This window comes from Paenibacillus mellifer, assembly GCF_023195895.1.
Lineage (GTDB): Bacteria > Bacillota > Bacilli > Paenibacillales > Paenibacillaceae > Fontibacillus > Fontibacillus mellifer.
Map to the genome: position 1 here is coordinate 24,382 of NZ_JALPRK010000001.1, position 11,491 is coordinate 35,872.

The following is an 11,491-nucleotide window of genomic DNA, read 5'->3' on the forward strand; positions in this document are numbered from 1 at the left end:
AGAATCCATGGGGGCACCGTTTGATTTTTCTTTCGTGATCGGCGCCTTTTCGAAGCTGTGGTCGATGCTGGGCGTGACCTTGCTGATTGTGGGCGGATCCTTGCTGACGGGGATTGTTGTCGGGTTTCTGATTGCGCTCCCCAGACTTTACAGGATTCCGGTGTTGGAGCAGTTTTCGAAGGTTTACGTTTCTTTTTTCAGAGGGACGCCGATTTTGATTCAATTGTTCCTATTCTATTATGGCTTGCCGGAGCTCTTGAAGCTGGCCCACCTGGATATCTCCCGCGCCCCCGTGTTATTTTTCGTCATTTGGACCTACGGGTTGCACACTGGAGCCTTTATGTCGGAGACCATCCGCGCTTCGGTGACGGCCGTAGACCGGGGGCAAGTCGAAGCAGCTTATGCGATCGGGATGAAGGGGGCTCAGGCGTTCACCAGGATCGTATTGCCGCAGGCGCTGGCGGTTGCGGTGCCGGTATTTTCCAATATGGTGATTGCCTTGCTGAAGGATACTTCGCTGGCGTTTACGCTTGGCGTCATGGAGTTAACCGGTAAGGCACAGACGCTAGGCGCGCTTACCCAGCATTTTATCGAAGCCTATCTGGCCTTGGCGCTCATTTATCTGGTTGTGAGCTTCACGCTGGAGAAGCTGCTGCGGGCTGCCGAACGGCGTTTGCTGAAGCATGAGCAGCCGAATGGGGCGGAGAGAAGAAGATTTCGCATCGAGCGGAAGCCATCGATCCGGGGCATGTACGCCGGGATCGGCGCGGAAAAAGGAGGCGCAAAACTGTGAAAATTGACCCCTCGTTCATTTGGACGGCGTTCATTCAACTGTTGTCTGCGATTCCTACCACGTTGGTGATTACCGCCGTGTCTGTCTCGGTCGGCTTCATAATTGGCGTGATCACCGCGTTGTTCCGGTTGTATCGGGTGCCTGTGCTGAGTCAACTTTCCACCGCCTACGTCACATTTATCCGTGGAACGCCGATGCTGACGCACCTCCTGCTGATTTATTTCGGTTTGCCGGTGATTCTTGACGGCTTATCCAGTTGGTTTGGCTGGGGGTTCAAATCTGCCTCGATTCCGATGATCGCTTTTGCTTTCATCTCGTTCTCCATCACGGCCGGAGCTTATATGTCCGAGGTGATCCGCTCGGGATTGCTGGCGGTGAACCGCGGGCAGATCGAGGCGGCTTACTCCGTCGGGATGACGACGTCTCAAGCACTGCGGCGGATCGTTTTCCCTCAGGCGTTGGCGGTCAGCCTTCCGAACCTGTCGAACTCGGCGATCGGGATGCTGCACGGCTCGACGCTCGCGTTCACTGTCTCCGTCGTGGACATTAACGCCAAAGCGCAAATCGTCGCTTCGACCAACTGGAAGTTTTTTGAGGCTTATTTAGCGGCGGCGGTGATTTTCTGGGGGCTGACCGTCCTGATCGAACGACTGACGGCACGGCTCGAGAAACGAATTCAGATCTACAATCGGGGGGGAGTGGCATGATTCAGCTTCGTCATATTTCCAAGTCCTTTGGTCGTCAGCAGGTGTTAAAATCGATCGATCTGACGGTGAACCAAGGCGATGTTGTAGTCATTCTAGGACCGAGTGGTTCCGGCAAAACCACGCTGCTTCGTTGCATCAACTATCTGGAGAAACCCAGCGGCGGCGAGATTGCCATTGGCGACTTTCGACTGAATTGTGGCCGAGCGACGAAGAAAGACATTCATGCCCTCCGCCAGAAATCGGCGATGGTGTTTCAGCAATATAACTTGTTTCGACACAAGACGGCACTGGAGAACGTGATGGAGGGTTTGGTTATCGTCAAAAAGCAGCCAAAGGAGGAAGCCAAGGCCCGCAGCATCGCGCTGCTGGAGAAGGTTGGACTCGGCAGTAAGCTGGACGCCTATCCAAGCCAGTTGTCAGGAGGTCAGCAACAGCGGGTGGGAATTGCCCGGGCACTCGCCTTGGAGCCGGAGGTGATTCTGTTCGACGAACCTACGTCGGCACTGGATCCAGAGCTTGTCGGCGAAGTGCTGGAGGTCATCCGCAAGATCGCCAAGGAAGGGATCACGATGATTGTCGTGACCCATGAGATGGGGTTTGCCCGCGACGTGGCCAACCACGCCGTGTTCATGGACGGCGGCGTCATCGTGGAAGAAGGGAGCCCGGCGGAACTGCTGTACCATCCGCGCGAAGAACGGACGAAGCAGTTCCTGAAACGAATTACCCCCGAGCTCAACTATAGCATTTAGATTTCGCATTTAGGAGGCGAGAGAGATGGGACTAACGATTAGCGTGTTGGATCAAAGCCCGATTTACCCGGGAGAAACGGCGGAGCAGGCGCTTAAGCATACCATTTCGCTGGCCCAAAAATCCGAGGAACTGGGGTTCCGGCGGTTTTGGGTGTCGGAGCATCATGATTCGGAGCAGGTAGCCGGTTCTTCTCCGGAGGTGCTGATCTCCTACCTCTTGGCCAAAACGAACACGATCCGCATCGGCTCCGGAGGCGTGATGCTGCAGCATTACAGTCCCTATAAGGTGGCGGAGAATTTTAACGTGCTGGCATCCCTGGAGCCGGAGCGAGTGGACCTTGGCGTCGGCCGCGCTCCCGGAGGATTACCGAAAAGTACGCAGGCTTTGCAGCAAGGCACGCGGGAATCGGCTTCCCTGACGGACAAAATCGTGGAGCTGCGCAAATACGTGCAGGACAGTCTGGAGGCGGATCACCCGCTGGCTGGATTGCGCGCGGCCCCGCGCCCGGCGCAGGCCCCCGAGCTATACGTGCTTGGAGCGAGCATGGACAGTGCGGAGATTGCCGCCGGACTGGGGTTGCCTTATGTGTTCTCCCTGTTCATTAACGGAGATCCGGCAATCGCGCTCAAAGCGATTCAAACGTACCGGCAGAGCTTTGATACGTCGTACGGCTCGGAGCCTCAAGTCATCCTGGCGGTGTCCGTGGTCGTCGCCGAATCCGAAGCGGAAGCCGCCGAACTCGCCGGCAGGCAGAAGGTCGTGAAGGTCCGGCTGGGCAGCGGCAAAACGGTGACGCTCGGCACGCGGGAGCAAGCGGAGGAGTTCGGCCGTCAGGCGGGAGAGCCTTATACGATCGAGGAGCAGGAGCCCTGGATTGTCAAAGGCACCAAGGAAGCCGTTCGCGACCAACTGCTGGCGCTGCAGCGGGACACCGGCATTGAGGAAGTGATCGTGACCAGCAATATCAGCCCTTTCGAGAAGCGTGTCCGCTCCTTTGAACTGCTTCACGAGGCTTTGGTCGAAGTGACGGCGGAGGCGTAACCATGTCTAACGATACTTATACGATTCAAGGGACGCCCGGGATAGCGGCAGAACGGTTCGTGGCGATTCGCCGAGAGCTGCACCAGTACCCGGAGCTGTCGAACGAGGAATTCGAGACGACCCGCCGAATCCGCAGCTGGCTGGAGGAAGCGGGCGTCCGGATCCTGGACGTATCGCTGGCGACGGGGCTGGTTGCGGAGGTCGGCGGGCTCCGGGGAGGGCCGGTCATCGCGTTTCGGGCGGATATCGACGCGCTGCCGATCCAGGAGGAGACCGGGCTGCCGTTTTCCTCGACGCATCCCGGCAAAATGCATGCCTGCGGGCATGATTTCCATACCGCCGCCCTGATCGGTACGGCGTATGCGCTTAAAGCCCGGGAGTCGCAGATGAAGGGCACGGTCCGGCTGATCTTCCAGCCGGCCGAGGAGAAAGCCAAAGGCGCGCGGCAAGTCATCGACAGCGGCGCATTGGAAGGGGTGCAAGCCATCTTCGGCATGCACAATAAGCCGGATCTTCCCGTCGGAACGATCGGGATCAAGAGCGGCCCGCTGATGGCCGCCGCCGACGGCTTTGTCGTTGAGATCGCCGGACGGGGGACCCATGCGGCCGTGCCGGAAGCCGGCAACGATCCGATCGTCACCGCCGCACATCTCGTGACGGCACTGCAATCGATCGTCAGCCGGAACGTCGGTTCCCAGGAGAGTGCCGTCATCAGCGTAACGAAGCTGCTTAGCGGAACGGCCTGGAACGTCGTTCCCGAAACCGCACTGCTGGAAGGCACGATCCGGACCTTTGACGAAGAGGTGCGGCAGCGGGTGCTGAAGCGCTTTGAGGAGGTTGTTCAGGGAGTGGCGGCTGCGTTTGGCACGACGGCCGCCGTCCGCTGGATCGAAGGCCCGCCGCCCGTGTTGAACGACCCTGAGCTGGCGGAGCTCGGGCTAGCCGCGGCGGAGGCGGCAGGATACCGGGCCGTTACGCCGGTTCCATCGCCTGCGGGGGAGGACTTTTCCTGGTATCAACGGGAAGTTCCGGGACTCTTCGTCTTCATGGGGACAGATGGACCGCGGGAATGGCATCACCCGGCCTTCGATCTTGACGAGCAGGCGATTCCGGTAAGCATCGGCTTCTTCGTGAAGCTGGCGGAGCTGGCGCTGGATAGTCTGCAAAGGGAGGACGGCCGAAAGGAAGGGACGCCACGATGAGCACGTTCGCTTCCTATGACGTCATTGTCGTCGGCGCGGGCTCCATGGGGATGAGCGCCGGTTATTATTTAGCCCGCAAGGGCCTCCGGACGCTGCTGATCGACGCCTATGATCCCCCGCATCGGGAGGGCAGCCATCACGGCGAGCCCCGGCTGATCCGGCATGCATACAGCGGAGATCCCGTGTATACGGAATTGGCAATTCGCGCCCACCGGTTATGGAATGAAGTGGAGGAGCTGACCGGGACCCGGCTGCTGGAGCCGTCCGGCGTACTGAATCTTGCGGACCGAGGGCTGTACTCCTACAAGCAGCGAATCGCGCAGGCGGAGGCGCTGGGCGTCGGCACGGAATGGCTGGACGCGGCGGAAATCCGCGCACGTTGGCCGGAGCTGACGATCCCGGATTCGTTTGAGGCGATGGTTGAGCCGGACGCCGGGTATTTGTACAGCGAACGATGCTTGGAGGCATATCGCAAGCTGGCGTTGGCGCAGGGCGCGGAGCTGCTGACTTACTCCATTGTAAGGGAAGTGAAGGTGCATAAGGGAGAAGGCGGCGTTACGGTCTACACGGCGGACGACGAATTTCATGCCGGGGCCGTTCTTCTTACCGCAGGAGCGTGGTTCAGCACACTCGCTCCGTTCATCGACCTTCCCATCCGCGCTGTGCGCAAGGTGGTCGGGTGGTTCGAAACAACGGGACCTGGCTTTGACGCGGGACGGTTTCCCGGGTTTACGCTGGGTACACCGGAAGGCGGCTACTACGGGTTCCCGAGCATCGGCGGAGCCGGCCTCAAGATCGGCCGCCACGACGGCGGAGTCCCCTGGGCACCCGGGAAGACGTTGGCGCCTTTCGGGAGTTATCCCGAGGATGAGGACGTTTTGCGCCGCGTACTGTCGACTTATATGCCGGGGGCAGCCGGCCGCCTGAAGCAAGGCGTTGCTTGCAAATACGAGCTGACGCCGGACGAGGACTTTATCATCGACCGACACCCGGAACACCGGCAGGTTTGGGTGGCGGGCGGATTTTCCGGACACGGCTTCAAATTTGCCAGCGTGGTCGGGGAACTGCTCGCGGACTTGCTGGTAGAGGGGAAGGTCGGCTACTCCCTGCAGCCGTTTGCGCTGGATCGTTTTGGTCAGCCGGCCCGATCGGGTGATTAGGGAGGAAGCCTGATTTTGAATCGGAGGGGATTGCATGACCCTAGTCAACTTTGAAGCTTTTTTGAATACGCATGGGCAACTCGCCTCGGCGATCAATGGCCTGAGCGAGGAGCAGACGACATGGAAGCCGAAGCCGGAGAGTTGGAGCGTTCTGGAGGTGTTGTCCCACTTGGTGGATCACAGCCTCGTCATTTCCTTTCGGATTCGCGATATCCTGGCGGGGACGGAGGCCCGGCTGCCGGCTTTTAACCAAGATGCTTGGGTCAGCGGCCAATATGCCAATGCGGGTAGCGTTGCCGACGTGTTGCAGGCTTTCCATGCGCTTTTGCTCTACAACAGTCTGCTGCTTAGCCGCTTGGATGCGGCCGACCTGGAGAAAACCGGCGTAAATGCCAAAGGAGAGACCGTTAAGATTACGGATATTCTGGAGGGCTTTACCCGCCACGTGCAGCGCCATTTGGGGCAAATCGATCGAATCAAACAAGCGGCCGGGATTGCCTGAGCAAGGGAAGAAATAAAGAATATCGAATCGATAAGGAGGAACGAAGTTATGGCGAAGCCAAAACAACTCAAACTGGGCGCGTTACTGCATGGGGTAGGAGGAGGAACCTCCCTGTGGCGCCATCCGGACGTGCAGTCGGATGCCAGCATCAATATCGACGGATATATACACTGGGTGCAAAAGGCCGAGGCCGGCAAATTCGATCTGGTGTTTATAGCGGACGGCTTATATATCACGGAGAAATCGATCCCCCATTTCCTGAATCGCTTTGAGCCCTTAACGCTCCTTAGCGCCCTGGCGGCGGTCAGCAAGCATGTCGGCCTGGTCGGGACGTTGTCCACTTCGTATAGCGAGCCGTTCACGGTCGCCCGGCAGTTCGCCTCTCTGGACATGATCAGCGGCGGGCGTGCAGGCTGGAACGTCGTGACGTCCCCCTTGGAAGGCTCTGCGCTGAACTATGGGAAGAAGGAGCATCCGGATCATGACAAACGTTACCGGATTGCCACCGAGTTTCTGGAGGTTGCCCGCGGCCTGTGGGATTCGTGGGAGGATGACGCCTTCTTGCGGAATAAGGAGACGGGAGTATTTTTTGATCCGGACAAAATGCACACGCTCAATCACGTCGGAGAGTTCTTCTCGGTGAAAGGGCCGCTCAATATCGCCCGTTCCAAGCAGGGGCAGCCGGTCATCTTTCAGGCGGGCTCCTCTGAGGTCGGCAAAAATTACGCGGCGAAGCATGCGGACTCCGTGTTCACGGGGCATGAAACGCTAGAGGACGCGCAGATCTTTTATCAAGACGTGAAGTCCCGCGCCGCCTCGTTCGGGCGCAATCCGGACGAAGTCTTGATCTTCCCGGGGATCAGCCCGATCCTTGGCCGCACGCCGGAGGAGGCGGAACGCAAGTATCAAGAGGTCGCCAGCCTGGTGACAATCGAAAATGCCCTGGATTATTTGGGACGGTTCTTCGAGCACCACGACTTCTCCCAATACCCGCTCGACGAGCCGTTCCCGGAACTCGGCGATTTGGGCAAAAACAGCTTCCAAAGCGGCACGGACAAAATCAAAAAAGATGCCAAGGAAAAAGGGCTGACGCTAAGAGAAGTGGCGCTGCAGGCTGCAACGCCGCGCGGCGGCTTCATCGGTACGCCGGTGCAGGTCGCGGACCGGATTCAGGCCTGGTTCGAGGGGGGCGCTGCCGACGGGTTCATGATTACCGCGGCCGTTCCGAACGGCCTGGAAGAATTCGTCGATCTGGTCGTTCCGATTTTGCAGGAGCGCGGCTTGTTCCGGACGGAATACGAAAGCGATACGCTGCGCGGCAACCTGGGCTTGCCGGTTCCGGAGAACCGGTATACGTTGGAACGCCGAGCGGTAGCTAAGGCTTAAGAGAAAGGAGGGAGAGAGTTATATCTAGAGTGACGATTATTGTAGGGAGCCCAACCCCAGGTTCGCGGTTGTTTGGATTAACGGATTACGTGCGGGAACGACTGATCCAAACGGGCAGTGCCATCGATTGGGTTTCGGCTGCGGAACTGCCAGCGGAGGATTTGCTGCGGGCTAACTTCGGTAGCCCGGCCATAAAGGCGGCGCTCGCTGTCGTCGAATCGGCGGATGCCGTCGTCATCGCGAGTCCGGTCGGTCTACAAAGCAGCCTACTCAGGCGCACTAAAGACGATCCTAGACCTGATTCCGCAAAAAGGGCTGCAGGGCAAAGTGGTACTGCCGCTCTTTATCGGCGGGACGATCGCCCATTTGCTGGCGGTGGACTATGCACTGAAACCGGTGGTGGCGGCACTTGGCGGGACGCATATCCTCAGCGGCGTGTTCGCAGTAGATCAGTGGGTCAGCCGGCTGGAGAACGGTGGGTTTGCGTTGGAACCGCAACTCCGGGAACGTCTGGATGAGGCGGTAGCCGAGTTGAACCGAGAATTTGGCTCGGTATCGGCTTGCGACAGAGGAGCAGAAGCAAGGCCAGGAGGTGGGTCTAGGTTAAAATGATGAGATGGAGAACTTGTACAACCGATTTGTATTCGATGTATTCGATTTTTCGAATACATCTGTGTTAAAAAAGCTTCCTGCATCCAATCAGATGCGAGGAAGCTTCTTACTTCTTGTCGTGCAATTGCAAGTGGACTCTTCAACTGCCAAGCTGCGATTTCACTTGCTGGACGTCCTGGGCATCCGCCATCATCGCCGGCTGGTAGAAGCCTTTGGACTCGGCCAGCTGGAACAGCTCGTATTGCGATTTCTCGCAGTTGTCCCGGATTTGTTGAACGGTGGATCTCAGCTGGAGATTGGCGCATTCCGAAATGACGCTGCTGTAGGTGGTCAAGCTGCTCTTGACCATGGACAACGCGTCGTTCACCATTTCTTTATCTTGCATCATCGTGTAATGTTCCTCCCTAATTCAAAAATGACATGAGCTGTTGCTTGGTGTTCATCGCGTCTTGGGCCGATTTTTGAAAGTAGGCTTTGACCTGCGGATCGACGGATTGCTGCGCGTAGGTGAGCATTTTTTGATGTGCCGTTTCATGAGCGCCGATCAGGTGCCGCAGGCTTTGCAGCTCCTGCTGATTGACTTGGGCCATGCCATCTACTCCTTTCATTTGGTATTCGCTGGTTATTGTTTGCGAAACCGGGACAAATATGCAGTAGGCTCGTGCTCTCTGGAAATTAGGAGCGGGATGATGAATAAATTGTGACGGCCATCGGAATGTATGGGTCTTAAGCCCTCTATTCCATGTCATGTGAACTATTAAAATAGTCACTGTGATATTATTCATTTTGGTTAAAATTAGAAAGGTAGCTTCGCTTGTATTAATTGACAAATATGCAAGCGCTGTTGAAGTCATCCTATATGTGAAAATAATATCAAAGGTGGAATTATAATGTTCAGGCTAGGAAATCCATTCCGATGGTTCAAGGGATTCAGATCTCGTTCGCTTATCGCCAAATTGGTAAGAATGATTGTGTTGCTTATGACGGTATGCGCCGTTTCTTTCACACTGGTGTCCTACTACGAGGTGCAAAGATCGATGACCAGCCAGATGAAAAGCGATGGAACAACCTTGGTAACCAATATCAAACGCGAGATCATTAGCAACGAGCTGCTAGACATGGGCCAACTTCAGAAGGTGTTCCAGACGATCAAAGAGGAGGGGGAAGGCAACATCGTTTATATCTCCCTCTCTGATGCGAAAGGGAATCTGATCGTGTCCGACAATAGTCAGACCCGGGAAGGGAACGATGCAGAGGCGACGGACGTTACTGCTTCAGCCTCGGCAACTTCGACGAGCACGGATTTAACCACCGTGGTTTCGAATCAAGAGACCCAGGGTAGCATCCTGGAAACCGCCGGCGGGGAGAAGGTTTATAATATCTCTACAGATTTTACATACAGCAAGGAGCTCTCCGGCGCATTAAACGTGGGGATCTCGCTGAAGAGCATGTACGATCAGATTCGGGAAGCGTTGTTCGAAACGATTGTAATTTCGCTCGTCATACTGCTGTTAGCGGTAGCCTTGGGCCTGCTGATGGGACGCAAGATGATCCGGCCGATTACGGCGATGTCTAAACGAATCAAGAGCTATGCCGCAGGGGATTTCTCGGAGGAGTTTGTGCATCATAGTCAGGATGAGATCGGGAGAATGGCGGCGGATTTGGCCCATATGCGCAGCAAGCTGGGCGGGATGATGGAGAACATCCAGCTTCGCGCCGGCCAAGTCACGTCCGGTTCGCAGCAGCTTTCAGTCATGATCGGTGAGAGCTCGCAGGCGGCGAAGGAAATTTCGACCGCAACGGATGCGCTGGCGGCGGGGTCGGGAGACCTTGCGCTGAACGCACAGGAAGGGCTTGAGCGATTGAATCGCTTGGCCGAGGAGATCATATCGCTTACTGGGCGGGCGGACCAAATGAAGTCCAGCATCGAGGAAACGCAGGAAGCTAACCAAACGACCATGAGCAGCATGAAACAGTTGCAGAAGGCGATCCGTGAAAATGCAGAAGTGACGATCAACATCGAGGAGCAGGTGAACGATCTCAGCGAGAAGTCGGAATCGATCACCCAGGTCACTACGGTGATCAAGGCCGTAGCCGAACAAACCAATCTGCTGGCGCTGAACGCCATGATCGAAAGCGCAAGAGCCGGTGAGCAAGGGCGAGGTTTCGCAGTTGTGGCAGAACAGATCCGCAAGCTCGCTGAGCAAACGACGGGTTCGGTACAGGGGATCGAGGATATGGCACGGGAAGTGGCGGCAGCAGTCGCGAAGACCCGGGAGTTCATGCAGCAAGGAGCCGAGGTCATCACCCGGACGAGTGAGGTTTCGCGAGAAACCGGCCAAGCGTTCCGACAAATTGATCAGAAGACTCACCATATGATCGCGGGGATGCAGGAACTGATCAATGGAATCACCCAAGTCAACGAGGATAAGAACGAGGTCATCGGCACCATCGAAAGCATCTCCTCGATCGCTCAGGAATCCACCGCAGCTACCGAGGAAATCTCCGCTTCAACCGAGCAGCAATTGGCTAGCATGGAGCAAGTGTCCGCTTCGGCTGGGGAGATGAAGGAAGTCGCCGACGATTTAAATCGTCTGGTTGGACAATTCAAGTTTTGATTTGGACTCCGTCCTAGGCAGCGAGCTGAACTTGCCTCTCCAGCAGAACATCCGTTACACTGAAACAAGAATAGAACGATGAGCTGCGGTTAGGAATTCTAGCCGGGTAATGAGGGGCAAGCCATGGCATTGAAAAAAAGGGAGCAGCAATCGCTGCTGACCAAAGAGAAAATTTTGCGAAATTCGATCGAGCTGATTACGGCCTACGGATATGACGAGGTCACGATCTCGCAGATTTGCCAGAAAAGCGAGGTGGCCAAGGGTTCATTTTATACCCATTTCAGCTCCAAGAGTGAGATTGCGATCGAAATTCTGAAGGACATTAACGTCCGTTTGTTCCACGGTCTGGAAGTTGATGTTACGCAGCCGGCGGAGCCGCAACTTCGTGAGTATACCCGATTGTATTTTCACACGGTTATGGAATGCGGGCCGGCCATGTCGCGGGAGATCTTCAAAATCATCCATACGATTCAATTCTCCAGCGGGGATGTGTCTGACTTGCATAATAGCTTTATCGAGCGTTACATCCGCCTGGGACAAGAGCAAGGGGCTTTCCGCAAAGAGCTGAATCCGGAGAAAATCGGCCACTATTGGTCGGACGGCAATCTCGGCCTGGTCCGATATTGGATCGCCGACAGCGAAGGTTATGATTTGATGCAGGAAGGGTTAGATTACTTTGAATTTATGATGAATGCGATCCGTTCATGAAATAACAAACAA

The 11,491-nt window shown here is 56.4% G+C and carries 12 protein-coding genes and 1 pseudogene; 11 read left to right on the forward strand and 2 right to left on the reverse strand.

Annotated features, from left to right (window positions below):
* Positions 1-7: 7 nt before the first annotated feature.
* The 9 genes and pseudogenes from M0651_RS00115 to ssuE all read left to right on the forward strand — a co-directional run bounded on the left by M0651_RS00115 (position 8) and on the right by ssuE (position 8,153).
* The gene (locus M0651_RS00115; protein ID WP_248549836.1) at positions 8-793 is read left to right on the forward strand and encodes an amino acid ABC transporter permease; all 786 of its coding nucleotides are present in this window, start codon (positions 8-10) and stop codon (positions 791-793) included.
* Positions 790-1,500: an amino acid ABC transporter permease gene (locus tag M0651_RS00120; RefSeq protein ID WP_248549837.1), complete on the forward strand. Its 711-nt coding sequence runs from the start codon at positions 790-792 to the stop codon at positions 1,498-1,500. The genes M0651_RS00115 and M0651_RS00120 overlap by 4 nt, the downstream gene beginning before the upstream one ends.
* Positions 1,497-2,249 (forward strand): amino acid ABC transporter ATP-binding protein, encoded by a 753-nt coding sequence (locus M0651_RS00125; RefSeq protein ID WP_248549838.1) that lies wholly within the window; start codon positions 1,497-1,499, stop codon positions 2,247-2,249. Before M0651_RS00120 ends, M0651_RS00125 begins: the two co-directional genes overlap by 4 nt.
* Positions 2,250-2,274: 25 nt before the next feature.
* Positions 2,275-3,291 carry an LLM class flavin-dependent oxidoreductase gene (locus tag M0651_RS00130; protein ID WP_248549839.1) on the forward strand — a complete coding sequence of 339 codons (1,017 nt, stop codon included), beginning with the start codon at positions 2,275-2,277 and terminating at the stop codon, positions 3,289-3,291.
* Positions 3,292-3,293: 2 nt separating this feature from the next.
* On the forward strand, positions 3,294-4,493 hold the full coding sequence (locus M0651_RS00135; protein ID WP_248549840.1) for an amidohydrolase: 1,200 nt from the start codon (positions 3,294-3,296) through the stop codon (positions 4,491-4,493).
* Positions 4,490-5,653 (forward strand): N-methyl-L-tryptophan oxidase, encoded by a 1,164-nt coding sequence (gene solA / locus M0651_RS00140; RefSeq protein ID WP_248549841.1) that lies wholly within the window; start codon positions 4,490-4,492, stop codon positions 5,651-5,653. Before M0651_RS00135 ends, solA begins: the two co-directional genes overlap by 4 nt.
* 34 nt (positions 5,654-5,687) lie before the next feature.
* Positions 5,688-6,155 carry a DinB family protein gene (locus M0651_RS00145; protein WP_248549842.1) on the forward strand — a complete coding sequence of 156 codons (468 nt, stop codon included), beginning with the start codon at positions 5,688-5,690 and terminating at the stop codon, positions 6,153-6,155.
* Positions 6,156-6,203: 48 nt separating this feature from the next.
* On the forward strand, positions 6,204-7,541 hold the full coding sequence (locus M0651_RS00150) for an LLM class flavin-dependent oxidoreductase (protein WP_248549843.1): 1,338 nt from the start codon (positions 6,204-6,206) through the stop codon (positions 7,539-7,541).
* Between the two features lie 20 nt (positions 7,542-7,561).
* Positions 7,562-8,153 (forward strand): annotated as a pseudogene (gene ssuE / locus M0651_RS00155) (NADPH-dependent FMN reductase).
* Between the two features lie 139 nt (positions 8,154-8,292).
* Here ssuE and M0651_RS00160 read toward each other — a convergent pair.
* Positions 8,293-8,541, reverse strand: coding sequence for a spore coat protein (locus M0651_RS00160; protein ID WP_248549844.1), 249 nt, complete (start codon positions 8,539-8,541; stop codon positions 8,293-8,295).
* A 16-nt stretch (positions 8,542-8,557) separates the two neighbouring features.
* Positions 8,558-8,743, reverse strand: coding sequence for a hypothetical protein (locus M0651_RS00165; RefSeq protein ID WP_248549845.1), 186 nt, complete (start codon positions 8,741-8,743; stop codon positions 8,558-8,560).
* Between the two features lie 447 nt (positions 8,744-9,190).
* Here M0651_RS00165 and M0651_RS00170 point away from each other — a divergent pair, with 447 nt between their 5' ends.
* The gene (locus M0651_RS00170; RefSeq protein ID WP_248549846.1) at positions 9,191-10,771 is read left to right on the forward strand and encodes a methyl-accepting chemotaxis protein; all 1,581 of its coding nucleotides are present in this window, start codon (positions 9,191-9,193) and stop codon (positions 10,769-10,771) included.
* Positions 10,772-10,894: 123 nt separating this feature from the next.
* The gene (locus M0651_RS00175; protein ID WP_248549847.1) at positions 10,895-11,479 is read left to right on the forward strand and encodes a TetR/AcrR family transcriptional regulator; all 585 of its coding nucleotides are present in this window, start codon (positions 10,895-10,897) and stop codon (positions 11,477-11,479) included.
* Positions 11,480-11,491: the final 12 nt, after the last annotated feature.

Excerpts from the sequence above, each read along its gene's own strand:
- M0651_RS00115 (WP_248549836.1), top strand. The coding sequence starts at position 8 with ATGGGGGCACCGTTTGATTTTTCTTTCGTGATCGGCGCCTTTTCGAAG.
- M0651_RS00125 (WP_248549838.1), top strand. The coding sequence starts at position 1,497 with ATGATTCAGCTTCGTCATATTTCCAAGTCCTTTGGTCGTCAGCAGGTG.
- M0651_RS00130 (WP_248549839.1), top strand. The coding sequence starts at position 2,275 with ATGGGACTAACGATTAGCGTGTTGGATCAAAGCCCGATTTACCCGGGA.
- M0651_RS00135 (WP_248549840.1), top strand. The coding sequence starts at position 3,294 with ATGTCTAACGATACTTATACGATTCAAGGGACGCCCGGGATAGCGGCA.
- solA (WP_248549841.1), top strand. The coding sequence starts at position 4,490 with ATGAGCACGTTCGCTTCCTATGACGTCATTGTCGTCGGCGCGGGCTCC.
- M0651_RS00145 (WP_248549842.1), top strand. The coding sequence starts at position 5,688 with ATGACCCTAGTCAACTTTGAAGCTTTTTTGAATACGCATGGGCAACTC.
- M0651_RS00150 (WP_248549843.1), top strand. The coding sequence starts at position 6,204 with ATGGCGAAGCCAAAACAACTCAAACTGGGCGCGTTACTGCATGGGGTA.
- M0651_RS00160 (WP_248549844.1), bottom strand. The coding sequence starts at position 8,541 with ATGATGCAAGATAAAGAAATGGTGAACGACGCGTTGTCCATGGTCAAG.
- M0651_RS00165 (WP_248549845.1), bottom strand. The coding sequence starts at position 8,743 with ATGGCCCAAGTCAATCAGCAGGAGCTGCAAAGCCTGCGGCACCTGATC.
- M0651_RS00170 (WP_248549846.1), top strand. The coding sequence starts at position 9,191 with ATGACCAGCCAGATGAAAAGCGATGGAACAACCTTGGTAACCAATATC.
- M0651_RS00175 (WP_248549847.1), top strand. The coding sequence starts at position 10,895 with ATGGCATTGAAAAAAAGGGAGCAGCAATCGCTGCTGACCAAAGAGAAA.